The sequence below is a fragment of the Mycobacterium sp. genome (genome assembly GCF_002863225.1).
GTDB lineage: Bacteria > Actinomycetota > Actinomycetes > Mycobacteriales > Mycobacteriaceae > Mycobacterium.
Genome location: NZ_PKEK01000108.1, coordinates 1 through 26,321, shown reverse-complemented (window position 1 = coordinate 26,321; position 26,321 = coordinate 1). Strand labels below are relative to the sequence as shown.

At 65.6% G+C, this 26,321-nt stretch carries 26 protein-coding genes and 2 pseudogenes; 18 read left to right on the top strand and 10 right to left on the bottom strand.

Annotated elements, in window-relative coordinates:
- Positions 1-119: 119 nt before the first annotated feature.
- From CYU59_RS28615 to CYU59_RS28600, 4 genes are all read left to right on the top strand, one after another.
- Positions 120-494: a VOC family protein gene (locus tag CYU59_RS28615; RefSeq protein ID WP_293010483.1), complete on the top strand. Its 375-nt coding sequence runs from the start codon at positions 120-122 to the stop codon at positions 492-494.
- 11 nt (positions 495-505) lie between these two features.
- Positions 506-1,015: a mycothiol transferase gene (locus tag CYU59_RS28610; RefSeq protein ID WP_293010481.1), complete on the top strand. Its 510-nt coding sequence runs from the start codon at positions 506-508 to the stop codon at positions 1,013-1,015.
- A gap of 67 nt (positions 1,016-1,082) precedes the next feature.
- Complete coding sequence (locus CYU59_RS28605) at positions 1,083-2,621, top strand: aldehyde dehydrogenase family protein (RefSeq protein WP_293010479.1); 1,539 nt, start codon at positions 1,083-1,085, stop codon at positions 2,619-2,621.
- Positions 2,621-3,463 carry a hypothetical protein gene (locus CYU59_RS28600; protein ID WP_293010477.1) on the top strand — a complete coding sequence of 281 codons (843 nt, stop codon included), beginning with the start codon at positions 2,621-2,623 and terminating at the stop codon, positions 3,461-3,463. The genes CYU59_RS28605 and CYU59_RS28600 overlap by 1 nt, the downstream gene beginning before the upstream one ends.
- Here CYU59_RS28600 and CYU59_RS28595 read toward each other — a convergent pair.
- From CYU59_RS28595 to CYU59_RS28575, 5 genes and pseudogenes are all read right to left on the bottom strand, one after another.
- Positions 3,428-4,855 (bottom strand): NAD(P)-binding protein, encoded by a 1,428-nt coding sequence (locus tag CYU59_RS28595; protein ID WP_293010475.1) that lies wholly within the window; start codon positions 4,853-4,855, stop codon positions 3,428-3,430. The genes CYU59_RS28600 and CYU59_RS28595 overlap by 36 nt on opposite strands.
- Positions 4,856-4,904: 49 nt before the next feature.
- On the bottom strand, positions 4,905-5,594 hold the full coding sequence (locus CYU59_RS28590; protein ID WP_293010473.1) for an anti-sigma factor: 690 nt from the start codon (positions 5,592-5,594) through the stop codon (positions 4,905-4,907).
- The gene (locus tag CYU59_RS28585) at positions 5,591-6,151 is read right to left on the bottom strand and encodes a sigma-70 family RNA polymerase sigma factor (protein ID WP_293010471.1); all 561 of its coding nucleotides are present in this window, start codon (positions 6,149-6,151) and stop codon (positions 5,591-5,593) included. Before CYU59_RS28585 ends, CYU59_RS28590 begins: the two co-directional genes overlap by 4 nt.
- A 47-nt stretch (positions 6,152-6,198) precedes the next feature.
- Positions 6,199-6,468 (bottom strand): annotated as a pseudogene (locus CYU59_RS28580) (DUF1295 domain-containing protein); the annotation flags it as partial.
- A gap of 14 nt (positions 6,469-6,482) precedes the next feature.
- Entirely contained in the window at positions 6,483-7,757 is a 1,275-nt protein-coding gene (locus CYU59_RS28575; protein ID WP_293010487.1) for a class I SAM-dependent methyltransferase, read from the bottom strand.
- A gap of 320 nt (positions 7,758-8,077) precedes the next feature.
- On the opposite strand from CYU59_RS28575, the gene CYU59_RS28570 reads away from it, so the two are divergent.
- The 4 genes from CYU59_RS28570 (at position 8,078) to CYU59_RS28555 (ending at position 12,305) form a co-directional block, all read left to right on the top strand.
- The gene (locus tag CYU59_RS28570) at positions 8,078-8,608 is read left to right on the top strand and encodes a fasciclin domain-containing protein (protein ID WP_293010485.1); all 531 of its coding nucleotides are present in this window, start codon (positions 8,078-8,080) and stop codon (positions 8,606-8,608) included.
- A 106-nt stretch (positions 8,609-8,714) separates the two neighbouring features.
- Entirely contained in the window at positions 8,715-10,421 is a 1,707-nt protein-coding gene (locus CYU59_RS28565) for a cytochrome c biogenesis protein DipZ (protein WP_293010469.1), read from the top strand.
- A 48-nt stretch (positions 10,422-10,469) separates the two neighbouring features.
- Positions 10,470-11,051 carry a fasciclin domain-containing protein gene (locus CYU59_RS28560; RefSeq protein WP_293010467.1) on the top strand — a complete coding sequence of 194 codons (582 nt, stop codon included), beginning with the start codon at positions 10,470-10,472 and terminating at the stop codon, positions 11,049-11,051.
- A gap of 63 nt (positions 11,052-11,114) precedes the next feature.
- Positions 11,115-12,305 (top strand): MFS transporter, encoded by a 1,191-nt coding sequence (locus CYU59_RS28555; protein ID WP_293010465.1) that lies wholly within the window; start codon positions 11,115-11,117, stop codon positions 12,303-12,305.
- Between the two features lie 4 nt (positions 12,306-12,309).
- On the opposite strand, the gene CYU59_RS28550 is transcribed toward CYU59_RS28555, so the two are convergent.
- Positions 12,310-13,212: a crotonase/enoyl-CoA hydratase family protein gene (locus tag CYU59_RS28550; protein ID WP_293010463.1), complete on the bottom strand. Its 903-nt coding sequence runs from the start codon at positions 13,210-13,212 to the stop codon at positions 12,310-12,312.
- A 93-nt stretch (positions 13,213-13,305) separates the two neighbouring features.
- On the opposite strand from CYU59_RS28550, the gene CYU59_RS28545 reads away from it, so the two are divergent.
- Both CYU59_RS28545 and CYU59_RS28540 read left to right on the top strand, forming a co-directional pair.
- Complete coding sequence (locus CYU59_RS28545; RefSeq protein ID WP_293010461.1) at positions 13,306-14,619, top strand: molybdopterin-dependent oxidoreductase; 1,314 nt, start codon at positions 13,306-13,308, stop codon at positions 14,617-14,619.
- A gap of 61 nt (positions 14,620-14,680) precedes the next feature.
- Entirely contained in the window at positions 14,681-15,157 is a 477-nt protein-coding gene (locus CYU59_RS28540) for a hypothetical protein (RefSeq protein WP_293010459.1), read from the top strand.
- On the opposite strand, the gene CYU59_RS28535 is transcribed toward CYU59_RS28540, so the two are convergent.
- Both CYU59_RS28535 and CYU59_RS28530 read right to left on the bottom strand, forming a co-directional pair.
- Positions 15,120-15,764, bottom strand: a complete 645-nt coding sequence (locus CYU59_RS28535; protein ID WP_293010457.1) for an LpqN/LpqT family lipoprotein — start codon at positions 15,762-15,764, stop codon at positions 15,120-15,122. The genes CYU59_RS28540 and CYU59_RS28535 overlap by 38 nt on opposite strands.
- A 17-nt stretch (positions 15,765-15,781) precedes the next feature.
- A complete protein-coding gene (locus tag CYU59_RS28530; RefSeq protein WP_293010455.1) occupies positions 15,782-17,824 on the bottom strand; it encodes a prolyl oligopeptidase family serine peptidase in 2,043 nt (680 codons plus the stop codon).
- A gap of 77 nt (positions 17,825-17,901) precedes the next feature.
- Between CYU59_RS28530 and CYU59_RS28525 the strand changes: the two genes are divergently transcribed.
- The 6 genes from CYU59_RS28525 (at position 17,902) to CYU59_RS28500 (ending at position 22,723) form a co-directional block, all read left to right on the top strand.
- A complete protein-coding gene (locus CYU59_RS28525; protein WP_293010453.1) occupies positions 17,902-19,425 on the top strand; it encodes an aldehyde dehydrogenase family protein in 1,524 nt (507 codons plus the stop codon).
- A 52-nt stretch (positions 19,426-19,477) separates the two neighbouring features.
- Complete coding sequence (locus CYU59_RS28520) at positions 19,478-19,969, top strand: DUF779 domain-containing protein (RefSeq protein WP_293010451.1); 492 nt, start codon at positions 19,478-19,480, stop codon at positions 19,967-19,969.
- A gap of 28 nt (positions 19,970-19,997) precedes the next feature.
- Positions 19,998-20,276, top strand: coding sequence for a putative holin (locus CYU59_RS28515; RefSeq protein WP_293010449.1), 279 nt, complete (start codon positions 19,998-20,000; stop codon positions 20,274-20,276).
- Positions 20,269-20,856, top strand: coding sequence for a hypothetical protein (locus CYU59_RS28510; protein ID WP_293010447.1), 588 nt, complete (start codon positions 20,269-20,271; stop codon positions 20,854-20,856). The genes CYU59_RS28515 and CYU59_RS28510 overlap by 8 nt, the downstream gene beginning before the upstream one ends.
- Before the next feature lie 97 nt (positions 20,857-20,953).
- The gene (gene lpdA / locus CYU59_RS28505; protein WP_293010445.1) at positions 20,954-22,357 is read left to right on the top strand and encodes a dihydrolipoyl dehydrogenase; all 1,404 of its coding nucleotides are present in this window, start codon (positions 20,954-20,956) and stop codon (positions 22,355-22,357) included.
- Between the two features lie 75 nt (positions 22,358-22,432).
- Positions 22,433-22,723 (top strand): hypothetical protein, encoded by a 291-nt coding sequence (locus CYU59_RS28500; protein ID WP_293010443.1) that lies wholly within the window; start codon positions 22,433-22,435, stop codon positions 22,721-22,723.
- Here CYU59_RS28500 and CYU59_RS28495 read toward each other — a convergent pair.
- Together CYU59_RS28495 and ramB are read right to left on the bottom strand one after the other, a co-directional pair.
- Positions 22,714-23,277, bottom strand: coding sequence for a carboxymuconolactone decarboxylase family protein (locus tag CYU59_RS28495; protein WP_293010441.1), 564 nt, complete (start codon positions 23,275-23,277; stop codon positions 22,714-22,716). The two genes, CYU59_RS28500 and CYU59_RS28495, sit on opposite strands and share 10 nt — an antisense overlap.
- The gene (ramB, locus tag CYU59_RS28490; protein ID WP_293010439.1) at positions 23,274-24,695 is read right to left on the bottom strand and encodes an acetate metabolism transcriptional regulator RamB; all 1,422 of its coding nucleotides are present in this window, start codon (positions 24,693-24,695) and stop codon (positions 23,274-23,276) included. The genes CYU59_RS28495 and ramB overlap by 4 nt, the downstream gene beginning before the upstream one ends.
- A 191-nt stretch (positions 24,696-24,886) precedes the next feature.
- Here ramB and CYU59_RS28485 point away from each other — a divergent pair, with 191 nt between their 5' ends.
- Entirely contained in the window at positions 24,887-25,681 is a 795-nt protein-coding gene (locus CYU59_RS28485) for an acyl-[acyl-carrier-protein] thioesterase (RefSeq protein WP_293010437.1), read from the top strand.
- Between the two features lie 262 nt (positions 25,682-25,943).
- A pseudogene (locus CYU59_RS28480) lies at positions 25,944-26,321 on the top strand (isocitrate lyase); the annotation flags it as partial.

Genomic DNA, 26,321 nt, shown 5'->3' with positions numbered 1-26,321 from the left:
ATGAGGAGGAGTGGCGCCGATGACCGCCGACGACGATGCAGAGCGGAGCGATGAGGAGGAGTGGCGCCGATGACCGCCGACGACGATGCAGAGCGGAGCGATGAGGAGGAGTGGCGCCGATGATCGATCACTTCGGGATCAACTGCTCGGATTACGTCAAGTCGCAGGAGTTCTACGACCGGGTGCTGGGGGTGCTGGGCTATGCGCGGCAGATGGATTTCGGCGTGGCCATCGGCTACGGCAGCGAGGGTCACCCAATGTTCTGGATCGCGGATGCATCGGCGGGTACCGCCGACGGGCCGAACCGGGAAACGCACTTCGCTTTCGCCGCCGCTGACCACGACGCGGTTCAGGCGTTCTACGACGCCGCCATCGAGCTGGGGGCCGAGTCGCTGCATGCGCCGCGGCTGTGGCCGGAGTACCACCCGGGCTACTTCGGCGCCTTCGTCCGCGATCCCGACGGCAACAACGTCGAAGCCGTCTGCCATGGGTAGGGTCGGAAAGTATGTCTGACAACGCCGTTCGAGAATTGCTGCGCGACGCCTTCACTCGGCTGATCGAGCACGTCGACGAGCTGACTGACGGCCTGAGCGACGACGAGGCCGGCTACCGGCCGACGCCGGAGGCCAACGGCATCGCCTGGCTGATCTGGCACAGCGCGCGTGTGCAGGACATTCAGCTCGCCCCGATCGCGGACATCGAGCAGGTGTGGACGTCCGGGGGATGGGTGGACCGGTTCGGTCTCGACCTGCCCCGCAACGACAGCGGCTACGGACACGGCCCGGACGAGGTGTCCAAGGTGCAGGCGCCGGCCGACCTGCTGGCCGGCTATTACCGCGCGGTGCACGAGGCCACGCTGGAGTTCGTCGCGCGGGTCACCGCCGAGGACCTGGAGCAGATCGTCGACCGCAACTGGGATCCGCCGGTGACCGCCAGCGCGCGCATCGTCAGCATCATCGACGACTGTGCCCAGCACCTCGGCCAGGCAGCGTACTTACGCGGTATCGCGCCCTGACGCGGCAAACTTGACACCTGTCGAACCCGTGCGACGCACGTCACACTCACGCGGCTACGATGGCCCTATGACCGCCACCAAGCCTCCCGAGACCGCGCCCAGCGCCACCGAGTTTTCCGGCACCGGCACCATCTACAACCCGGCCAACGGCGCCATCGCCGGGCAGGTCCAGTGGACCGACGCCGCCGACATCCCCACCATCGCCGCCGCGCTGCGCACAACCCAGCGCGAATGGGAACAGCGCGGACCCGACGGACGCGCCAAGGTGCTGGCCCGCTTCGCGGTGTGGCTGGGCGATCACCGTGACGAGATCGAGGACCTGCTGATCAAGGAGACCGGCAAGTCGGCGACCGACGCGGCGCAGGAAGTGCCGATGCTGATCATGATCCTGTCGTACTACATCCGGACGATGGCCAAGTCGCTCGCACCCGAAAAGCGGCCCGCCGCATTGCCTCTCATGGCGATCAAGAAGGTCAGCATCCACTACCGGCCACGGCCCGTCGTCGGCATCATCGCGCCGTGGAACTACCCGGTGGCCAACGCGCTGATGGACGGTATCGGTGCGCTGGCCGCGGGCTGCGCTGTCCTGCTGAAGCCGTCCGAGCGGACCCCGTTGACCGCCGAGGTGTTGCGCCGAGGTTGGCTGGAGTCCGGTGCCCCCGACGTATTCGCGGTGGTGCAGGGAGCCCGGGCGGTGTCCGAAGCCGTGGTCGACAACTCGGACTACATCCAGTTCACCGGCTCGTGTGCCACCGGCAGCAAGGTCATGGAGCGGGCTGCTCGGCGCCTGACCCCGGTCAGCCTGGAACTCGGTGGCAAGGACCCGATGATCGTCCTGGAAGACGCCGACGTCGACCTCGCCGCGCATGCCGCGGTCTGGGGAGCGATGTTCAACGCCGGACAGACCTGCGTCTCGGTCGAACGGGTCTACGTGCTCGAGCAGGTCTACGACCAGTTCGTCGACGCTGTCGTCCGCGACGTCAAGGCGCTACAGGTCGGCGCCGGCGAGGGGCACGACTTCGGCGCGCTCATCGACGAGCAGCAGTTGGCTGTCACCGAACGCCACGTCCGCGATGCCGTCGCGGCCGGCGCGCGTGCGCTGACCGGCGGACAGCGCACCACCACCTCGGGCAGCTTCTACCCGCCCACCGTGCTGGTCGATGTCGACCACACGATGACGTGTATGACCGAAGAGACGTTCGGCCCCACGCTGCCGATCATGAAGGTGGGCTCGGTCTCAGAGGCGGTCCGGCTGGCCAACGACAGCGAATACGGGCTGAGTGCCTCGGTGTTCTCCAAGGACTTCGACCGGGCCAAAGACGTTGCGCTGCAGTTGGATTGCGGTGCGGTCAACATCAACGACGTCATCACCAACCTGATGTGCACGACGGCCCCGATGGGCGGCTGGAAGACCTCCGGCATCGGCGCGCGGTTCGGTGGCGCCGACGGCCTGCGCAAGTTCTGCCGCGTCGAGACGGTCGTCACGCCGCGCACGAACGTCGGTGCGGGGCAGAACTACTACAACAATTCACTCAAGGCGCTCAAGCGGGTCAACAAACTGATGACCAAGATGGCGCTGGTGCGCCCCCGCCGCGTCGCCAAGTAGTGCGATTGGTGCTGACGGCGCTGCTGTGGTTGTGCGCCACGGCATCGCTGGCCATCGCCGTTCCGACGGTATGGACGCAGACGCACGTCGTCGACGTCAACGGCTACACCGCGATGGCGCGGCAGGCGGCCGGTGACAAGGCGCTGCAGTCGGCGGTGGCTGCCGAACTGGCAACCAAGACCATGGTTCTGATCAACCAGCACGGCCAACACGTCGACTCGGCGAAGGTGCACGCCGTCGCGGCGGGGTACACCGCCGGCGCCGACTTTCCGGCACAGTTCGCCGACGCCAACCGGCTGGCGCACGACTGGATGTTCACCGGCGCGCACGGCCAGTCCGAGGGCGACCAGTGGGTGCTCGACCTCGCCGGCATGCTGAAGGACACCGCTTTCGAGCAGCTGCTGGCGACCCACAACGTGAAAGTGCCCGACACGGTCCGGATCCCGGTGACCGTGTCGACGCCAAAGGTGTTGCAGCCGGGAAAGTTACGACCGCTGGCCACCTGGGGGCTGGCGGTGAGCGTCGGTGCGGTCGCGGTGACCGGCGTCTTCGCGCTGCTGACGTGGGCGGCCGCCCGCAGCCGCGGCAGGGCGCTGGCCGGTCTCGGGATCTCGGCGCTGCTGGTCGGCGCCGGAGGGTGGGTCGCGATCGAGCTCGCCCGCTACCCGCTCAACGACACGCTGAACAACACCACCGGCGGCATCCGCGGCATCGCCGACGTCATGGTCGGCCACGCCGAGGCCAGCTTGCACGACTGGTTGGATGTGACGCTGGTGGCGGGCGGCGCTCTGGTACTGCTCGGCGTGCTAGTTGCGGGCGTCGGCAGCCTGCGGAAAAGTTGAAAGATGCTCGCTGAGTAGCTTTTCCAGCTTCTCGTTGGCCGAGCGCAGCCCGGTGGTGATCATGCCGAACACCTTGTCGCGGACTTCCTGGGGCTTGCCGACCAGCGGCGCGTACATGTGCCGCATCAGGTCCAACCGCGCTTCGCACAGCCAGTTCATCAGCTCGGCATCTTCGAACCAGCCGATCTGGTTGCGTTGCTCGGCCAGCGTCGTGGTCAGCCAGTCGATGTCGGTGTTGGGGTGTGGCACCGGTTGGCACAACCGGTTACGCGACTCGTCGGTGCCGTAGGCGGCTTCGACGTGGGCGATCATGCCGGAGCTGAACACCTGCTGGCAACCGCGGATGCTCTGCAGAGTGATCCGGTCGCCGTCGAAAACCGTTGCCGGCGGACGCTTCTCCAGTCCGTCGGCACTGCAGTCGACGAACAGCGCCGAGTCGTCGACGCTGATCTCGCCGTCGTCCAGCACCACCTTGCCGGGTTCGATGCTCAGCACGCGTCCCAGCCGTACGACGTCGACGATGCGCCGCAACTGATCGAGTTCGGTTGTCGTGACGTTCGCGCAGCGGTACATCGTCGGCTGCACTGCCGGATCCAGCCGCAACAGATTGCCGCAACCTTCGAGCCGGTCGAACAGGTCGGCCACGTCGGTGGCGGCCTCGATCGCGACGAGTCGGTGGGCGAATCCGGTCTGGAACCGTTCCAGGAATTGCGGGCCGGGCTGGATGTTGGCGCGATCCATCAGCCACGAATCGCGCGGCATGATCCAGGTCAACCGCTCGGGCGGAATACCGTTGCGCAGCAACCACAAACACGCGTCGATTCCGGTTTTGCCGGCGCCTACGATGACGAAGCGCTCACGGCCGGCAGCGCTGGCGGGCATGTTGTTGGGTGGCACGCAGTCGACACCCTCGGCGACGCGGTAGGCCGGCGGGCGCATCGACGGCACCGTGGTCTGCAGGTAGGTCGCATCGACGATGCGGTTGCGGACGTTGACCACGTGGTCGCCACCGGCCAGCGAGCGAAAGCGGCCCTCGCCGAGATACTCGGACATCGGGTAGTAGGACACCTGCCCGCTGGGCAGCAGGTCCTGGTGCATCACCTTTTCGAAATAGGCGCAGATCTCACCGACGGTCGCCAGCTCGTAAAGTCCCTGATTCCAGCCGAGTTGGTCGATGGTGTCGCTGCCCAGTGCGCGGGAATTCACGCCGTAGTAGGCCGATGGCTGATGCAGCCGGACGAACGGGTAGGCACTGTTCCAGTGGCCGCCCGGCGAGTGGCCGCGGTCCACGACCACCACCTGCGCGTCGGTCTCGGCCACCAGGGTGTCGGTGAAAGCCATCCCCATCGCGCCCGCGCCGACGACCAGGTAATCCGTGTCGATCGTTGTCACGCCAGTTCCTCCCCTTGGCGGCAACGCTAGCGGATGCCCCGAGCCGCGATCAGCTCAGCGACAATTTCGCGAAGATCTTCCCGGTCGGCTGGGGCGAGCCGTCGCCGGGTTCGACGGTGAAGGCGAGCACCTGCGAGTTCTCCAGGGTGGTAAAGGTGTGCGTGGTCGACGGCGTCACCGCATCACTGTTCATGGTTCCCGCCGAGAGCGGACCTTTGTCGCCGACCAGCCACATCTGGTAGACGGTGCCCTGCGACGGTGGCGGCACGTTGTTCATCAGCAGCACGGCGCCGTTGCGGTCCCGGGAGAACACCACGGTCGCCGTCCCGCCGGCCATCGGGGTGGACACCGTTCGCACGTCGGGGGCGCCCATGATCTGCTCGGTCATCGTCGGGGCGTGCGCCGGGTGCAGCGCCATGCCCGCTCCGAACGCCGCCAATGCCACGACGATTGCCGCAGCGGCTGCCAATAGGGCTGTGCGCCAACGGGACACACCGGGCTTGTCACCGTGTACAGCGGCCAGCACCGAGGCGCGCAGGTGGTCTGGCGGTTCGACGGCGGTCGCCGCCGACACCAGGGCCATGGCCTCGCGCACAGCGCGCACTTCTTCGCCGAAGGCGCTGACGACGGCGCCCGGTGCCGTCGCAAGTTCGCGGTCGATGGAGACGCGCTCGCCGTCCGAGATGGCATTCAGCGCATACGGCGTGGCCAGCTCCAAGAGGTCGAATGGTTCAGTCATGACACACCCAAACAGCCGCGTAGTCCGCGCAATGCGTCACGCATGCGCGACTTGATCGTAGACAGATTCGCTGACAACTGGCGAGACACTTCGGTATAGGTCAGGCCGCCGTAATAGGCCATCTCGATGCATTGCCGCTGCACATCCGTCAGCGAGTCCAGGCAGGCTGCCACCCGACGGCGTTCGTCGGCGGCGATCGCCGAGTCGGCGACGAGGTCGGCGGGTCGCTCGACCGTCGCCGCGCCGTATCGCGACTCCCGTTGGCCGGCGGATTGCTCGGACCGCACCCGGTCGATGGCACGACGGTGTGCCATCGTCATCAGCCACGACAGCGCCGAACCCTTCGCGGGGTCGTACGCATCCGCGGTTCGCCAGACCTCGAGGTACACCTCCTGGGTGGTCTCCTCGCTGTAACCGGAGTCGCGCAGGACCCGGGTGATCAGGCCATAGACGCGGGCCCGGGTGTGGTCGTAGAACCCGGCGAACGCGTCGGCATCGCGAAGCGCGACCTGGCGCAGCAATGCGTCCAGATCCGTCCCGTGCCTCGGTTCGGTCATCGCCCGGTAGCCTAACGGCTCCACAACTGCAGTCGTCATGTTCGGGCCGATCCGGGCGGCATGTCGGCGTATCTGGGGTCCTCGCCGCGACCCGCCGACCGGCGGTAGAGGTCTCCGCTGAGCCGGAGTCCCCAGACCGCCACCAGCGCCAGCAGCAGGTAGCGGCGCTGCGCGTCGCCCATGCCGAGCAGCGCCGAGACGGCTGCGACGGCGATGAAACCCAGCCCCCACGCGACGTCGACGACGTTGTAGCGACCGATGCCGAACGCGACCGTGTGCACCACGATCAGTGCGACGGCCGAGGCTGCGTACAGCAGGGCGAAGGCGGCGATCATGGCACGACTTCTTTGACGAACGCCCACTGGTAGACGTTGAGGTTGCCGGAGCGGAACCTGGCTTCCCGCTCGGCTAGGTACAACTCCCACATCCGGGCGAATATCTCGTCGAACCCGATGTGCTTCAGTGTCTTTCGGCGCTGCAGGAATTGCTCGCGCCACAGTCGGAGGGTCTCCGCGTAGTGGTCGCGCAGCGAGAGCATGTCCACCGGCCGAAGCCCGGTGTGCCGACGAGTGAGGTCGAGAATCGCCTTGGCCGAAGGGACTGTCCCGCCCGGGAAGATGTATTTCTGCAGCCACGTCTGACTGTCGCGGGCGGCCACCATCTGAGCGTGCGGGCTCACGATCGCCTGAATCACCACGCTGCCACCCGGTTTGACCAAGCGGTCGATGGACTGCAGGAAACCTCGCCACGAGCGATGTCCCACGGCCTCGATCATCTCCACCGAGATCACCGCGTCGTAACTCCCCTCGATGTCGCGATAATCGCACACATCGATGCGCACCCGATCGGATCGACCCGCTGCGACCACCCGTTTGCGGGCCAGCCATGCCTGGCGATCGGAGGGGGTCACGGAGTGGACCTCGGCACCGCGCGCAGCGGCACGGATGCACAGTTCACCCCATCCGGTGCCGAGCTCGAGGAGCCGGGTGCCGGGCCCCACCCCGGCCGCGTCCAGCAGTCGGTCGATCTTGCGTCGCTGCGCGCCGGCCAGGTCGAGCCACGACGCGGGCAGGCGCTCGAAGAATGCGCTCGAGTAGGTCATGGTCTCGTCGAGAAACTCCACGAACAAGTCGCTGGACACGTCCTCGAAGTGCGCCGCCGTGTTGCGCAAATGCTCCTCCCGGCTAGGCCTCGGCGAACGTCGTTGTGCTGCAAGCACAACCGGCTTCACCTGGGACAGCCATCCCCGTCCCATACCGTCGAAGGCCGGTGTCAGCGCCGTCAACAGACCGACCAGATCCGTCGACTCCCATTCGCCGGCCATGAAGGATTCGCCGAAACCGACCATGCCGTAGCGACCCACTCGGCGGGCCAACCGGTCCGGCTCGTTGACGATCAGGGCAGGCGCAGTTGCGTCTCCGGTGCCGAGCACAGTGCCGTCCGGGTAGACCAGCCGGATCGGCAGTCCAGCGACCGCGCGGCGAATGAGCCGGTCGGCAACCAGCGCCGAAGCGGCGGCCACCGGCCCGGACGGGACGGTGAAAACCTCCGGCCAGCAGGACGAAGAGTCGGTGGCCGGCGGCCGGCGGGGACTGTCGGAAATCAACGCGGGACGGTCGAATTCGATGTCTGGGACGTCGTCGACAACCGACAGGTGGCATGGCTCGTACACACCACATATTCGGAGCGAACCGCCGTTCGGACGAGGACGGCCGAAGTGGTCACCCATCCGTGCGATGTCTTGCTCCGAATGCCTTGCAATACGAGCCAACAGAGGAGTTGCTGATGAAAAATGGTCACAAGAAGACGCTCGCGGTGAGTTGCGCCGCGCTCGCAGCGGTGAGTTTCTCCGCGTGTTCGAGCAAGAAGTCGGACGCTGGACAAGAGACCAGCGCACAACCGACCAGTAGCGCCTCGGCACCGGCGATGAGCGGCCCGTCAGCGGCCCCGGCGGCTCCGGCCAGTGACTTGATCGGCTCGGGGTGCGCCGGATATGCGGCAGAGCACCCGAATGGCCCGGCCTCGGTGGCCGGTATGGCGCAGGACCCGGTCGCGACCGCGGCGTCGAACAACCCGCTGCTGTCGACGTTGACCTCGGCGCTGTCGGGCAAGTTGAACCCGCAGGTGAACCTCGTCGACACGCTGAACAACGGTCAGTACACGGTGTTCGCGCCGACCAACGCCGCGTTCGACAAGCTGCCGGCCGCCACGCTCGACGAGCTCAAGACCAACGCCGAGAAGCTGAAGAGCATCTTGACGTTCCATGTGGTGCAGGGACAGGCCAGCCCGGCCAAGGTCGACGGCACGCACAAGACGTTGCAGGGCGCGGATCTGAACGTGGTCGGCCAGGGCAACGACCTCAAAGTGAACGACGCAGGTTTGGTGTGCGGAGGGGTGCACACCGCTAACGCGACGGTCTACATGATCGACACGGTGCTGGTGCCCCCCAGCCCGTAGCGCTCGACGATCGTCGCTAGATAAGGCAGTCCGTTTCCCCGGGCTGCCTTATCGTATTTCAGGGGCCGCGACCGATCCGGAGCCGTACCGGTGGCGAATAATGGGCATGGTGTCGCTCGCGTTGATCGGTCTTCTCGGCGGCCTTGTCACCGGCATCTCGCCGTGCATCCTGCCGGTGCTGCCGGTGGTGTTCTTCTCCGGAACCACCGCAACGGACGACGGGTCGGTGGCCGTCGAGGCGAAACGTGATGTGTCGCGGCCGTATCGGGTGATCGCCGGTCTGGTGCTGAGCTTCAGCCTGGTGACGCTGCTCGGGTCGGCGCTGCTGTCGTTGCTGCATCTGCCGCAGGACGCCATCCGCTGGGTCGCGCTGGTGGCCTTGGTCGCGATCGGGCTCGGTCTGATCTTTCCCGGTGTGCAGGAGCTGTTGGAGAAGCCCTTTGCGCGTATACCGCAGAAGCGGATCATGGAACGCGCCAACGGATTCGGCCTCGGTCTGGCGCTGGGTGTGCTGTACGTTCCGTGCGCCGGACCGGTGCTGGCCGCGATCGTCGTTGCCGGTGCAACCGCGCAGATCGGTCTGCCCATCATCGTGCTCACCGTCGGCTTCGCCGTGGGAACCGCGGTGCCGCTGCTGTTCTTCGCGCTGGCCGGTCAGCGAATCACCAGCCGTGTGACCGCTTTTCGACGTCGGCAGCGCGCGATCCGGGTGGCCGCGGGAGTCGTGACGATCTTGCTGGCGGTGGCCTTGGTCTTCAACGTTCCGGCGGCGCTGCAGCGCGCGATTCCGGACTACACCGGGTCGTTGCAGGACAAGTTGGCCGGCGACCAGAAGGTCCAGCAACAGCTCGGTGGCATCGTCAACGACCAGAACAAAGACCTGTCGAACTGCGCGAAGCCATCCGACCAGCTGCAAAACTGCGGCACCGCACCGGATCTGAAGAACATCACGGCATGGCTCAACACTGCCGGTGACAAACCGGTCGATCTGCGTGCGTTGCGCGGCAAGGTGGTGCTGATCGACTTCTGGGCCTACTCCTGCATCAACTGTCAGCGCGCCATTCCGCACGTCGAGGGCTGGTACAAGGCTTACCGCGACAGCGGTTTCGAGGTGATCGGCGTGCACACCCCGGAGTACGGCTTCGAGAAAGTCACCGAGAACGTCGAAAAGGGCACCGCCGATTTGGGCATCACCTACCCGGTCGCACTGGACAACGGGTACTCGACGTGGACGAATTACCGGAACCGTTACTGGCCGGCGGAGTACCTGATCGACGCCAACGGCGTCGTGCGACACATCAAGTTCGGCGAGGGAGACTACGACGGCACCGAGACTCTGATTCGTCAGCTGCTCACCAGTGCGCGGTCCGGTGTCTCACTTCCGCCCCCGGTCGGTGCGCCCGACACCACCCCCCCGCTCGACCTGACGCCCGAGACCTATTTCGGGGTGGGCAAAGTGTCCAACTACGCCGGAAACGGCGTCTACGACCAGGGCAGCGCGACATTCGGCTATCCCTCGACGTTGCCCCCGGACAAGTTCGCCCTTCAAGGACCGTGGGCACTGGATTACCAGGGTGCGACCGCTGACGGTGATTCGTCCGAAATCAAACTCAACTACCACGCGAAAAACGTCTATATCGTCGCCGGCGGAAATGGCAACCTCACCGTCACTCGCGATGGCAAGTCGACATCGGTGCCGGTCAGCGGCCCGCCGACGTCGCATCAGATCGTCGCCGGCGACGCCGCCGTCCGTGGTTCTCTCGACGTCCGGGTCAGCAAAGGTTTGCAAATTTTCTCTTTTACATACGGCTGATTGCCGATCAGGCCAATCCAATTTCAATTCGGCTCCGAATTACCGACCATGAACAAGTACAGCAAACTCATCCCAGCCACCGGTGTCGCGGCTGGCGCCATCGGGCTCCTTCTCGCTACCTCGGTGCCGGCCATGGCCGCACCCGTCGGTCCTGCCTGCGCCGACTACGTGAAGATGAACCCCACCGGTCCCGCCTCCGTGACCGGCATGTCTTCCGTCCCCGTCGCGGTGGCCGCGTCTAACAACCCCATGCTCACCACCCTCACCAAGGCCGTATCCGGCCAGCTCAACCCCAACGTCAACCTGGTCGACACCCTCAACAACGGCCAGTACACCGTCTTCGCGCCGACCGACGCCGCTTTCGCCAAGTTGCCGGCGAGCACGATCGACGAGCTCAAGACCAACTCGGACATGCTGAAGAGCATCCTGACCTATCACGTCATTCCCGGTCAGCTGAGCCCGGCCCAGGTCGACGGGTCGCACAACTCCGTCGAGGGTGCCCCGGTCAACGTGACCGGCTCAGGTGACGGCATCAAGGCCAACAGTTCGAACGTCGTCTGTGGTGGTGTGCCCACCGCCAACGCTCAGGTGTACATGATCGACACCGTGATGATGCCCCCGGGGCAGTAGAAAACCAGCTTGCACGCCACCCATTGACGTTGGAAGGTCGAACCACTGACCACCGAAGATGACGTGGCGACAGAAGTGGCATCGGCCAGCGCCACCCGGCGCTGGTCGATGCTTGGTGTTTCCCAGGCGGCGTCGTTGTGCGCCAACGTCTTCATCAACGGCGCCGCTTTCCTGATTCCCGCGCTGATCGGCAAGCACCACGCCAGCCTGGTGGAAGCGGCTCTGCTGGCCTCGATGCCGAACATCGGCATGATGCTCACGTTGATCCCCTGGGGCTACTTGTTGGACCGGGTGGGGGAGCGGTTTGTGCTCACCCTGGGCTTGGCACTGACCGCTGCGGCGGGTTTCGCTGCGGCGTCGGCGGATTCGATGCTGATGGTCGGGATTTTTCTGGTCCTTGGTGGAATGGCGGCCGCCAGTTGCCTGGCTGCCAGTGGCCGCCTGGTGACGGGCTGGTTCGCCGAAGGGCAACGGGCGCAGGTGATGGGCATCAGGCAAACCGCGCAGCCGTTGGGGATCGCGGTGGCCGCCCTGGTCATTCCCGAACTTGCGAAACGGAATCTGTCGCTGGCACTGCTGTTTCCGGCGGTGCTGTGCGCGCTCGCGGCGGTCGCCTGTTTCTTCGGCGTGCACGATCCACCGCGGCCCGATCGAACGAGCGTCGATTTCCGGGTTCTGCGTGAGCTCTACCGGAGGCCGGTGCTGTGGCGTATTCACACGGCGTCAGCGTTGTTGATGGTGCCCCAACCGGTGGTGCTGACGTTCATGCTGGTCTGGTTCGTCGGAAGGCACGGCCTGTCGATGCTGTGTGCCGGTGTGCTGGTGGGCCTTTCGCAGATTCTCGGCGCGCTCGGTCGCGTCGCGGTGGGGCGGTGGTCCGATCGCATCGGCACCCGGATGGGGCCGCTGCGGGTCATTTGTGTCGCGACCGCGGTCGTCATGGTGGTGCTCGCCTTCACCGACCACGTGGGTTGGGGATTCGCCGCCGTTCCGTTGATGGTCGTCGCCTCGGCGATGGCGGGCGACAACGGACTGCCGTTCACCACGATTCCCGAACTGGCCGGCCCGTTCTGGAGCGGATGGGCGCTGGCTACTCAGAACATCTTCGAACGGCTGGTGGTCGCGGCCGCGCCGCCGCTGGTCGCAGTGCTGATCGTGGCGTCCGGATTTCCGCTCGCCTTTGCAATCTGCGCGGTCTTCCCGCTGCTGGCTTTGCCGTTGGTGCCGTTGCGAACTCGCGGCGTCCGGCTCTAAGCCGTCACGGCGTGATGATGTGCGACGGGTCGGGCCGCAGATCGGGCGGCGCCTGACTGTAATCGCCGAACGGGCCGTCACGGTGTTCGACGGCGGCGCGGACGCCTTCGTTCGCGGCCGTCTGGATGAAGCCGAGCGCATCCGGGGTGTTGCGCATCAGGCCGTCAAGGATGCCGCCGAGCGTCTGGGTCGACGCCAGGCCCATGTTCTCGTAAGCCTGGTTGACGATCAGCTTCTGAGCCCGCAACTGCGACAACGGGATTCGACACAGTTCGGCGGCGATCTCGGCGACCCGCGCCTCCAGTCGCTCGAACGGAACCGCTTCGTTGATCAATTCGACCTCGGCGGCCTGCACGCCGGTCAGCGGCCGGCCGGTCAGCGAGTGCCATTTGACCTTCGCAAGACTCAGCCGATACAGCCACATCCCGGTCAGGTAGGCGCCCCACATACGGCTGTACGGCGTGCCGATCACCGCGTCCTCGCTGGCGATCACCAGGTCGGCGCACAACGCGTAATCGCTTGCGCCGCCGACACACCAGCCATGCACCTGCGCGATCACCGGCTTGGACGCCCGCCAGATCGCCATGAACTTCTGAGTCGGACCGGTCTCCCGCGCGCTCACCATCGCAAAGTCCTTGCCGGGATCCCAACGCCCGTCGGTGTTCATCGCCTCACCCCACTGCTGGAAGCCGTCGCCGAAGTCGTACCCGCCGGAAAATGCCCGTCCTGCACCGCGCAGCACGATGACCTTCACCGCCGGGTCGCGCTCGGCAAGACCGACGGCGGCCTCGATCTCGTCGGGCATCGGCGGAACGATGGTGTTGAGCTGCTCCGGGCGGTTCAGCGTGACGGTGGCGACGGGCCCGGCCGTGGTGTAAAGCAGTGTCTCGAAATCGGTTGTCGGCATAGCCGAAGCGAACTCGTTCCCGGTGCGGGGGTCAAGAGGAGTTTGTGGCTGGTGCACCGGGGTATGCGTCGGCGATGGCGGTGGTGACACCCGATGGGTGAGTCCGACCAGCAGGGCTACGGGTTCCCGGTCCGGCTCTGGCGGGCGATCGAGCGGCACCGGCCGCCGGGATTGACCCGCCTGTTTCGCAGCCCGATCCGCGGTCTGTGGCTGACGTCGGTCTTCGGTTCCGTTCTTCTCGTCGCGCTCCCGATCATCACGCTGACCGGTTTGGTGAGCTACATCGTCTACGCACCGCAATTCGGCACGTCGGTGCCGGCCGATGTCGGCTGGCTGAAGCTGCCCACGTTCGACTGGCCCACGCATCCGGTCTGGTTGTATCGCCTGAATCAGGGCCTCCACGTCGGGTTGGGGCTGGTGCTGATCCCCGTCGTGCTGGCCAAGCTGTGGTCGGTGATCCCGAAGCTGTTCACCTGGCCGCCGGCGCGGTCGATCGCCCAACTGCTGGAACGGCTGTCGATCGCCATGCTGGTCGGTGGAATTCTGTTCGAGATCATCACCGGCGTGCTCTACATCCAGTACGACTACCTCTACGGCTTCAGCTTCTTTCCCGCGCATTACTACGGCACCTGGGTGTTCATCGCCGGCTTCGTCATCCACGTCAGTCTCAAGCTCCCGCGCATGGTGGCGGGTCTGCGGTCACGCTCTCTGCGAGAAGTGTTGCGCACCAACACCGCCGATACCCAACCCGAACCGTGGACCCCCGATGGACTGGTCGCCGACAATCCGGCGCCGGCCACCATGAGCCGGCGTGGCGCGCTGGCGCTCGTGGGCGGCGGCGTGGTGCTGACCGCCTTGGTCACCGTCGGCCAGACGATCGGGGGTATCGCCCGCCACCTTCCGCTGCTGTTGCCGCCGGGCGATGCAACAGGTAAGGGACCCAACGACTTCCGAATCAACAAAACGGCCAAGGGAGTCGACCTCGACGCAGCCGCGACCGGGCCGACGTGGCGGTTGACGCTGCGGGGTGGTCCGAGGGTGGTGGTGCTCAAGCGGGAGATGCTGGCCGCGATGCCCCAGCACAGCGCGCGCCTCCCGATTGCCTGCGTGCAGGGCTGGTCGACGGTGCAGTCGTGGAGCGGGGTGCGATTGGCGGACCTGGCGAAGCTGGCGGGCGTGCCCGCACCCCGGTCGGCGGCCGTGGCGTCGCTGGGTAAGAAGGGGAAGTTCAACCACGCGACGCTGGAACATCACCAAGTGACTCATCCGGACTCACTACTCGCGTTGCGGGTCAACGGCGCGGACCTGTCGCTCGACCATGGCTACCCGGCGCGGATCATCGTGCCCGCGATCAACGGCGTCCACAACACCAAGTGGGTGAAATCCATTGACTTCGAGGCGAACTGAACGTGCTGCCACAGGTGCGTTCCGTAGATTCTATGGATCCCACCCTCTGCACCTGCTGCTCATGCTGGCCGGCTTCGCACTTCTTGGCTACGTGATCGTGACCGCAGGGCCATCGACGCTGTGGCGGCCGGAGGGTTCGTGGTGGCACTCGATGACGGTCTGGTTCGTCGCCGCGTTCGTGCTGCACGACCTGCTGCTGTTCCCTATCTATGCGCTGGCCGACCGGGTCCTGGGTTTCTCGGTCGCCCGGCTTCCGTCACGTCGTCGCGAGGCCGCCGTCTCCGTACGCAATTACCTGCGTGCGCCCGCACTCGGCTGCGGTCTGCTGTTTCTCATCTTCTTTCCAGGCATCATCCGGCAAGGTGCGGCGCTGTACTACGAAGACACCGGATTGACCCAGGAGCCATTCCTCGCTCTATGGCTGCGGCTGACCGCGATCATGTTCGCCGGCAGTGCGGTCTGCTACGGCGTGCGCATCGCCGTAGGTAGGTGGAAGCACGCTAACCCGCAGCGGGAGGCAACATCTGGAACCCGCTGAGCACCGTCGCGGTGTCGCGGGTGTACACGGCGTTGCCGGGGTCGGTCGATTGCACCGTCACCGTCGCCACGAAGGTGTTGCTGTCGTATGTAGCCGCGACCATCAGCGTCTTGATCCGGCGCGGCGGAATGCGGCCCATGCTGGGAGCGTCGTAGTCGACGAGTTCCGCGTCGTCTCCGCAACGCGTCGTCTCCGACGTCTGCAGTCCGCTGGCGCCCAAGTGGTCCACCAGCGCGGCGCGTTCCTGGTCGAAGATCTCCTTGTTGTCCGACTTGCCGGCGGGCAGAGACTCGAGGGTCACCACCGCGGTCGGCATGAAGTTGTCCGCCGCCAGATCCTTGTTGCGCATCGTGAAGCGGATGACGTCGGAGTCGAGCATCGCCGCGCGTTCCCAGCCCGGCGGCTGCGGGATCTTCAGTTGCGGCTCACCGGCCGTGCGCGAGTCGATGTCCGTCAGCGGCACCGAAACCTGTTCGCAATCATTGGGTTTGGGTATTGGCGCATGGGTGTCGCGGGTGGCCTCACCGGCGACCACCTTCGAACAACCCGGCACGGCCAGCAACGTCACGGTGGCAACCAGGGCACACAGCATGTACGGCACGCGCATCGCACAACACCACACCTTCATTGGGTTGAGTCCTCTGTACCCAACATTCGCCACAGGAAAGCGAAAGCCAGAGCGGTCTTGAAGGCGCTCTGCGCGTTGTCGGCCGCGCCGGCGTGTCCACCTTCGATGTTCTCGTAGTACCAAACCCGGTGGCCCGCGGCCTCCAGCGCCGCGGTCATCTTGCGGGCATGTCCGGGGTGCACCCGATCGTCGCGAGTGGAGGTGGTGATCAGCACCGGCGGGTAGTCGACATCGGCCGAGATGTTCTGGTAAGGCGAGTATTCGGAGATGAATTCCCAGTCGGCAGGATCGTCGGGGTTACCGTACTCGGCGACCCAGGACGCACCGGCCAGCAGCAGATGGAAGCGCCGCATGTCCAGCAGCGGCACCTGGCACACCAGCGCCCCGAACAGTTCCGGGTACTTGGTCAGCATGATGCCCATCAGCAGGCCGCCGTTGCTGCCGCCCTGGGCGCCGAGTTGCGCCACGGTCGTGATGCCCCGGGTGACCAGATCCTCGGCCACTGCGGCGAAGTCTTCGCCGACCAGATGCCGGCCCTCGCGCATCGCCTGGGTGTGCCAGCGTGGGCCGTACTCTGCGCCGCCGCGGATGTTGGCCAGCACGTATGTGCCGCCGCGGGCCAGCCACAGCCGGCCCAGCACCGGGCTGTAACCCGGGGTGTAGGAGTTCTCGAAGCCGCCGTAGCCGTAGAGCAGTGTGGGCCCCGGGCCGTCGGCGTCACCGGGCCGGACCACAAAGTAGGGTATTGCCGTGCCGTCCTTCGACGTCGCGAAATATTGCGCGATGGAGAGGTTTTCGGCATCGAAGAAGGCGGGTGCCGATCTGATCTGCTCGAGCGGACCGGTACCGGTGCCGCGCAGCAGGTGAGACGGACTGTCGAAGCCGCTGGAGTCGAGAAAGAACTCATCGCCCGTATCGTCGGCCGCCACGATCACGCTCTCGGTGGCCGCCGGTATGCCGGTGAGCGGCGCGCGCTCCCAGCTGCCCGGCGTGACGATTTCGACCCGGCTCGCGACGTCAACCAGAGTGACCAGCAACAACCGGTCGCGTGTCCACGCGTATTGATGCAGACAGGTGTGCTCGTCGGGTTCGAACACCACACTCAATTCGAGCTCGCCAGAAAGGAATTGGTCATACCTGGCGGCCAGCAGCGAGCCGGCGGGATAGACCGTGGTGCCCAGCGACCAGTCCGTACGGGGTTCGATCAGCAGCCACTCGCGGTGGATCGAGACGCTGCTGGCATCCGAAGGAATGTCGATGTGGATCAGTTCCGGCCCGCGCAGTTCGTAGCGCTCGCTGTTCCAGAAGTCGGTGGATCGCGACACGAAGGTCCGCTCGAAACCCGGTGTCCTATCGGCAGATCCGCCGACACTGACATCGGTGGGCGCGCCTTCGAAGACCAGCGTCGCGTCCGCGATCGGCGTGCCGCGGCGCCAACGCTTGACGACGCGCGGATAGCCGGACTCGGTGAGCGATCCCGGCCCGAAGTCGGTGCCGACCAAGACGGTGTCCGGGTCCTCCCAGCCGATCTGCGTCTTTGCCTCCGGCAGCTCGAACCCGCCCTCGACGAACTCACGTGTCCGCAAGTCGAATTCACGCACGATGGCAGCGTCGGCGCCGCCGCGGGACAGGTTGACCAGAGCGCGGTCGAATTCGGGCTCGATGACGATGGCCCCCGACCACACCCAGTTCTCATCGTCGGTACGCGCCAACTCGTCGACGTCGATCAGCACGTCCCAGTTGGTGGCAGCATCGCGATAGCTGTCCAATGTGGTGCGGCGCCACAGCCCGCGCGGGTTGGCCGCGTCGCGCCAGAAGTTGTACAGGAATTCGCCGCGGCGACGCACGTAGGGGATGCGGGCATCGGTGTCGAGCACCTCGAGAGCCTCGGCGCGCATTGCCTCGAACTCTTCACCGGCGAACTGAGCGACCGTCGGATCGTTGCGGGCCCGCACCCAAGTCAGTTGCTCCTCGCCGAGGACGTCCTCCAGCCACAGGTATGGGTCGTTGTCCTCGGTGATCGTGCGCGCGGCGGCCATGAGTCCCATTGTGACCGCGACGGTAGTGTGAGCTGTGTAACACCGCACAGCGAAGCGACGAGGAGGAGTGGCGCACAATGACTGTCTTCGCACGACCGGGTTCCACCGGGGCTTTGATGTCCTTCGAATCGCGGTACGACAACTTCATCGGCGGCGAGTGGGTGGCTCCTGCCGCCGGCCGCTACTTCGAGAACCTGACGCCGGTGACGGGTCAGCCCTTCTGCGAGGTGGCCCGCTCGGACGACGCCGACGTCGAAAAGGCGCTCGACGCCGCCCACGGCGCGGCCAAGGCCTGGGGCAAGACCGCTCCCGCCGAACGGGCCGCGATCTTGAACAAGATCGCCGACCGGATCGAAGCGAACCGCGAGTCGCTGGCACTGGCCGAGTCCTGGGACAACGGCAAGCCGATCCGCGAGCCGCTGGCCGCCGACATCCCGTTGGCGGTGGATCACTTCCGCTACTTCGCCAGCGCCATCCGCGCCCAAGAAGGCTCGCTGTCGCAGATCGACGAGGACACCGTCGCCTACCACTTCCACGAACCGCTGGGCGTGGTCGGGCAGATCATTCCGTGGAACTTCCCGATCCTGATGGCCACCTGGAAGTTGGCACCCGCGCTGGCTGCCGGCAACACCGCGGTGCTCAAAGCGGCCGAGCAGACGCCGGCGTCGGTGCTCTACCTGATGTCGCTGATCGGCGACCTGTTGCCGCCCGGAGTGGTCAACGTCATCAACGGGTTCGGCGCCGAGGCCGGCAAGCCGCTGGCGTCGAGCAATCGCATCGCGAAGGTGTCCTTCACCGGGGAGACCACCACCGGGCGATTGATCATGCAGTACGCCAGCCAGAACCTGATTCCGGTCACCCTCGAACTCGGCGGCAAAAGCCCCAACATCTTCTTCAACGACGTGATGGCCGCGCACGACGACTTCCAGGACAAGGCCCTGGAAGGTTTCACCATGTTCGCGCTCAACCAGGGCGAGGTGTGCACCTGCCCGTCGCGCAGCCTGGTGCAGGCCGACATCTATGACGAATTCCTGGAGCTGGCGGCCATTCGCACCAAGGCGGTCCGTCAGGGTGATCCGCTGGATACCGAGACGATGGTCGGGTCGCAGGCATCCAACGACCAGTTGGAAAAGGTGTTGTCCTACATCGAGATTGGCAAGGGTGAGGGCGCGAAGGTGATCACCGGTGGCGAGCGTGCCGAGCTGGGCGGCGATCTCTCCGGTGGCTACTACGTGCAGCCCACCATCTTCGCCGGTCACAACAAGATGCGGATCTTCCAGGAGGAGATCTTCGGTCCGGTGCTCTCGGTCGCGTCGTTCAAGGACTACGACGACGCCATCTCGATCGCCAACGACACTCTGTACGGACTGGGGGCGGGGGTGTGGAGCCGCGACGGCAACACCGCCTACCGGGCGGGCCGCGACATCCAGGCCGGCCGGGTGTGGGTGAACTGCTATCACATGTACCCGGCGCACGCCGCGTTCGGCGGGTACAAGCAGTCCGGGTTCGGGCGGGAAAACCACCAGATGATGCTCGGCCACTACCAGCAGACCAAGAACCTGCTGGTGTCGTATTCGCAGAAGGCACAAGGATTCTTCTGATGTTGCCCCGCCGGCGACGATGCAGAGCGAAGCGATGAGGAGGAGCGGCGCGATGATCCCGCGCGTCGTTGTCACCGGCGACGCAGCCGCGTTGCTCGACCAGCTGCGAGAACAACACGGGCCGTTGATGTTCCATCAGTCCGGCGGTTGCTGCGACGGGTCCTCGCCGATGTGTTATCCCGACGGTGACTTCATCGTCGGCGACCGCGACGTGTTACTCGGGGTGCTCGACGTCGGCGCCGACGGTGTGCCGGTGTGGATCTCGGGGCCGCAGTTCCAGGCGTGGAAGCACACCCAGCTGGTCATCGATGTGGTGCCCGGGCGGGGCGGTGGATTCAGCCTGGAGGCGCCCGAAGGGAAGCGGTTCTTGTCCCGCGGGCGTGCCTTCACCGACACCGAGAATGCCGAACTGGCGGCGGCCTCGCTGGTCACCGGCGCCGATTACGAGCGCGGGGAGCGGCTGCCCGAGCGGGCCCCGGTGGTCGCGACCGCTGTCGACGCCTGCCCGGTACCTGCAGGGCGCGCCGCGCCGCTAAAGCCGTAGCGGGCGGTCGCGGCAGTATCTTTGAGTCGTGATCCCGCTGCCGCGGCCCTGGCTGTTGTCCAGCGCGATGCTGCTCGGCGTCGCGGCCGGAGTGTTGGGCGGTGCCGCCGCGCTGACCGTGGAGCACGCCCGCATGCGCCCGGACATCGCCATCGCTTTGGTGGTCGGATTCCCCAGCGCGGTCGGGCTGCTGGTGATTCTGTTGGCTCGACGACGCTGGCTGACCGCGGTGGGTGCATTCATCCTGGCGCTGGCGCCGGGATACTTCGGCGTGCTGGCACTGGTCGAGGTCGTGACCCGTGGCTGACCGAGAACGCGTCGAGACCGAGTCGATGCCGCTGACCGAGCCCTACAAGCCGACCTTCGACACCGGGATGCAACAGCGGTCCGAGCCCGAACTGATCGAGCCCGAGGCGCCACCGCGCCGGCACCGGCTGTGGAATCGACGCTCGGATGAGCCGGCGGACGAGCCGGCCAGCGGCGTCATCCCGACGGCCTACGCCGACACCGACGCGCCGTCGGAGGCACTGCCGTCGCTCGCGGTCGAGGGACCGTACCTGTACCTGAAGTGGTGGAAGTTCGTCCTGATGCTGCTCGCGGTGTGGGTGCCGGCCGGAGCGATCGGCGGGGGCTTGTTCTATTGGTGGAGCCACGACCCGACCAGACACAAGACGGCGGTGGTGTTCGTCGTGCTGGCCTACGTCGTGGTCAGCACGGTCGCCGGGCTGATCGTGGCGATGGTGCCGGGCCGGCCGCTGGTGTCGGCATTGGCGATCGCGCTGCTCTCAGCGGTGTTTGCGTCGGTGGTCGCCGCGGCCCCGGTTTACGGCAAGTTCTACTGCGAGCACAGCCAGCGGCACTGCGTGGCGGGCATCCTGCCGTACTGAGCAAGCTTGACGTGGTCGAGACCGCAGCGACGGCTGCGATTGAGGCCGCGATCACGACCCTGACTTCTGTCTGGCGGCAGCTATTAGGGTGGTTGCTGTGACCCACTTTGACGTTGTTGTTCTCGGAGCCGGACCCGGTGGATATGTGGCGGCCATCCGCGCCGCGCAGGCAGGCTTGAATGCCGCGATCATCGAGCCGAAGTACTGGGGCGGAGTCTGCCTCAACGTCGGCTGCATTCCGTCCAAGGCGTTGCTGCGCAACGCCGAACTCGCGCACATCTTCAACAAGGAAGCCAAGATCTTCGGCATCAGCGGCGATGTGAGCTTCGACTTCGGCGCCGCGTATGACCGCAGCCGCAAGGTCGCCGACGGACGAGTCGCCGGCGTGCACTTCTTGATGAAGAAGAACAAGATCACCGAGATCCACGGCTACGGCAAATTCACCGACGCCCACACCATCGAGGTCGAAACGTCGGCGGGGGGCGCTGAAAACCCCGAGACGGTCACCTTCGACAACGTCATCATCGCCACCGGCAGCAGCACCAAGCTGGTCCCCGGCACCTCGCTGTCGAAGAACGTGGTCACCTACGAAGAGCTGATCATGACCCGCGAGCTGCCCGAGTCGATCATCATCGCCGGCGCCGGGGCCATTGGTATCGAATTCGCCTTCGTGTACAAGAATTACGGCGTCGACGTCACGATCGTCGAGTTCCTGCCGCGCGCGCTGCCCAACGAAGACGTCGACGTCTCGAAGGAGATCGAGAAGCAGTACAAGAAGCTCGGCGTCAAGATCCTCACCGGCACCAAGGTCGAGTCGATCGACGACGACGGTTCGCTGGTCACGGTCACCGTCAGCAAGGACGGCAAGACCGAAGAGTTGAAGGCCGCGAAGGTGTTGCAGGCCATCGGCTTTGTGCCCAACGTCAACGGCTTCGGCCTCGACAAGCTCGGTGTAGCGCTGAACGACCGCAAGGGCATCGGCGTCACCGAGTACATGCGCACCAACGTCGATCACGTCTACGCCATCGGCGATGTCACCGCGCAAATGCAGCTGGCCCACGTCGCCGAGGCGCAAGGTGTGATCGCCGCTGAAACCATTGCCGGCGCAGAGACTTTGGCGCTGGGCGACTATCGGATGCTGCCGCGGGCCACCTTCTGCCAACCTAACGTGGCCAGCTTCGGGCTGACCGAGCAGCAGGCTCGCGACGAAGGCTACGACGTCGTGGTGGCCAAGTTCCCGTTCACCGCGAACGGCAAAGCGCACGGTGTCGGCGACCCGAGTGGTTTCGTCAAGCTGATCGCCGACGCCAAGCATCTCGAACTGCTGGGCGGGCACATTGTCGGCCACGACGCCGCCGAGTTGCTTCCCGAGCTCACGCTGGCCCAGAAGTGGGATCTGACCGCAAACGAGTTGGCGCGCAATGTCCACACTCACCCGACTTTGTCGGAGGCGTTGCAGGAGTGCTACCACGGCCTGACCGGACACATGATCAACTTCTGACGCCGATGTGCCGGTGCTCGTCGCGACCACGGCGCGGACATTTCGGCGGCCGACAGCGCGGGCTACCATAGCCACGTGGCCTCATTCAAAGCGGTACGAGCCGAATCGATTTGGGCTGCGCTCGGCGGTGTTCTCGCCGGTTACCTGCTGTGGCTCATCGCGATTTCGATCGGAGACTTCTTTACTACGCCGGGTTGGTGGGCCCCGATCGTGCTGGGAGTGTCGGTGGTCCTGACGCCGCTGGCGTTGCTGTGGGGACGCCGGGCGCAGGCCCGCGGGCAGGCCTCACGAGGAGCATTCATCTACGCGCTTCCGGTCCTGCCGGTGCTGTTGTCGGCCGCCGTGCTGGTCGACAGTTACTTGTGACCGCCGGGGTGATCCAGCGGGATCTCCAGCGCTGACATCGTGGCGGCCAGACCGTCGTATTGCCCGGCCAGCAAACAGAATTCGATCAGCTGACGCCGATCGAGGTGATGTGACAGGTGCTGGAACACGTCGTCGGCGATCGTCCGGTTCAGGATGAAATCGTCGGTGGCACGCAGCAGCGCCTGCTGGCGATCGGTGAGCCCGCTCCCGGTGGCGGAGGTGTTCGGCCAGGCGAAGATCGACTCCTGGATCGAGTCGTCGAGCCCGCGACGCCGACCGATCCAGCGGTGGTGCTGCAACTCGTACTCGGACTCGCGCAGATGCGCGACCCGCAGGATCACCAGCTCGGTGTCGGCTTGGGGCAACCGGCCTCGTAGCAATCGGGCGCCGTACACGGCCCAGGTCCAGAACAGCAATCGACGCTGACCCAGTGTGGTGAACAGGTGCATCTCCGGAGCGTTCACCGTGCGGGCGCCCAACTTGGCCAGAACCCAATTGATCGGGCCGAGTTCACGGAACCGCCCGGACGGAATGCGGCCGACCTGGCCGGTCATACGTGCTTCACCAGGTAGGGGGAGACCGTGCTGCGGTGCTCGTCGAGATCGAGTGCGCGACCCAACGCGGGGAAGGCCCGCTGCGGGCAGGTGTCGCGTTCGCAGACCCGGCAGCCCGCGCCGATCGGGGTGGCCGCAAAATTTCCGTCGCCGGACAAGTCGAGTCCTTCCGAGTAGACGAGCCGATGGGCGTGCCGCAGTTCGCAGCCGAGCCCGATCGCGAAAGTCTTACCGGGCTGACCATACCGGGATGCCCGCCGCTCAATGGTGCGGGCCACCCACATGTAACTGCGTCCGTCCGGCATTTGCGCGATCTGGACCAGGATCTTGCCCGGGTTGGCGAACGTCTCGTAGACATTCCACAGTGGGCAGGTGCCGCCGGCCGAGGAAAAGTGAAAACCCGTGGCGGACTGTCGCTTTGACATGTTTCCCGCCCGGTCCACCCGGACGAACGACAACGGCACGCCACGCATCGAGGGCCGCTGCAGGGTGGACAGCCGGTGGGCGATGGTCTCGAAACTGACCGCATAGAACGCTGACAGCCGCTCGACGTCGTAGCGGAATTCCTCGGCGACGCCGTGGAATTGCCGGTACGGCAACACCGTTGCGGCAGCGAAGTAGTTCGCCAGCCCGAGACGCGCCAGCGTGCGTGACTCGTCGCTGGTGAAACTGCCCTCATCGACCAGGCGATCGATGAGGGGCCCGTGCTCCAGGTAGGCCAACTCGGCGGCGAGCTTGAACGCGTACTGGCCGGACGGCAGGTGGCCACCGATTTCCAGCGTCCGTGTCTCGGGATCAAAGCGATGAAGAACGTTGTCGCCCAAGTCCATTCGCTTGATTCGGACGTCGTGGACCGAGGTCAGCCGGTCGGACAGGTCGCGAACCAGGTCGGCGCGGTGCATGCGCATCCGCACCGTGAGTTCTTCGGCGGCGGTATCCAACTCGTGCAGGTAGTTCTGCCGCTCGTAAAAGTAGTCGCGCACCTCTTCGTGTGGCATGGCGATCGACCCGCTGCCGCTGCCGTCCGAGAAGCGATCCTCGGTCGCGGCCGCGAGCTGCGTGGTGGTCAGCCGGTAGCGCCGGTGCAGATTGACCAGGGCGCGCGCCAGCGCCGGGTGGGCGTTGACGACGTCAGCCAATTCCGACTGCTCCACCTCGACACCGAGGTCGTGGTCGAGGGTGACCTCGCGCAATTCGGCAAGCAGTCGGGTGTCGTCCTGGGAGGCGAAGAAAGTGGCGTCGACGCCGAACACCTCGGTGATCCGCAGTAACACCGCGACAGTCAGCGGTCGGACATCGTGTTCGATCTGGTTGAGATAACTGGGGGAGATGTCGAGCATCTGCGCAAGCGCGGCCTGGCTGAAACCACGCTCACCGCGAAGCTGCCGGACCCGCGAGCCAACGAATGTCTTGGCCATTCGGCCAGCGTACCCGCGGTGCGAAGACGCAGTTAGCAACCTTTGCATTGGCGTCGGCATTGGCGCCTCGGCAAGGTCGTTTGGCATCATTCTCGGACGGTGGAAGCCTAAGCTTGGCCGCCTGGCGACCACGATTTGTGTCGTGTTGCCCCGACAGCGGGCCAGCCTGGAAAGTAGCGGGGAGTAGAGCCGTGAGCTTGGACAAAACGTTGATGCCGGTCCTCGACCCGCATCCCGACGTCTTCGACCGGGAATGGCCGCTCCGCGTTGCCGACATCGACCGCGAGGGTCGGTTGCGGTTCGACGCCGCCGCCCGTCACATCCAGGACATCGGCCAGGATCAGTTGCGCGAGATGGGGTTTGAAGAGACCCACCCGCTGTGGATCGTGCGCCGCACGATGGTCGATCTGATCCGACCCGTCGAGTTCGGCGACATGCTGCGGATGCGGCGCTGGTGTTCGGGCACGTCGAACCGCTGGTGCGAGATGCGGGTCCGAATCGACGGGCGCAAGGGAGGTCTCATTGAATCAGAGGCCTTCTGGATCAACATCAACCGCGACACCCAGATGCCGTCGCGCATCTCCGACGACTTCCTTGCCGGACTGCACAAGACCACAGACGTCAACCGGTTGCGCTGGAAGGGCCTCCTGAAGGCGGGCAGCCGTGAGGACGCTGCCGAGATCCATGAGTTCCCGGTCCGCGTCACCGACATCGACCTGTTCGACCACATGAACAACTCGGTGTACTGGAGCGTGATCGAGGACTACCTGTGGTCGTTCCCGGAACTGCTCAAGGCCCCGCTGCGGGTGACCATCGAGCACGATGCCCCGGTGGCGCTCGGCGACAAGCTGGAGATCATTTCGCACGTGCACCCGGCCGGCTCCACCGACCGCTTCGGCGCAAGCCTCTCAGACCGCACTGTTAGAACGCTCACATATGCCGTCGGCGACGAGGTCAAAGCGCTCGCCGCGATCTTCCCGCTTTAACCGTACGAGCGTTATGCAAACCGCCGGGCTGACCTGCGGATTCATGTTACCGACTGGTAACTGCTGAACCGTTCAAGCTGCCAAGGATCTTCGCAAGGTTTGCAAATATCGCTGATCCCCTAGCCAAAGTTGGCACCAAAATAGGTGGACCTGGGCCGCTGACCTGTGCCATCTTCGTGTTAGCAAGTCAGCAACGATGCTGGGGTCCTTAGCAAGGCTGGAAATCTCGGGTCCTCAGGTCATTAACTTTGAGGAGAACGCTATGTCGAGCGTTGGCACACCGAAGAGCCCTGAAGAGATCCAGAAGGACTGGGACACCAACCCCCGCTGGAAGGGCATCACCCGCACCTACACCCCCGCCGATGTCGTGGCCCTGCAGGGTTCGGTCGTCGAGGAGTCGACGCTGGCCCGCCGCGGCGCCGAGGTGCTGTGGAGCCAGCTGCACGACCTGGAGTTCGTCAACGCGCTGGGCGCGCTGACCGGGAACATGGCCGTCCAGCAGGTCCGGGCCGGCCTGAAGGCCATCTACCTATCCGGTTGGCAGGTCGCCGGTGACGCCAACCTGTCCGGCCACACCTACCCCGACCAGAGCCTCTACCCGGCCAACTCGGTGCCGCAGGTCGTCCGCCGGATCAACAAC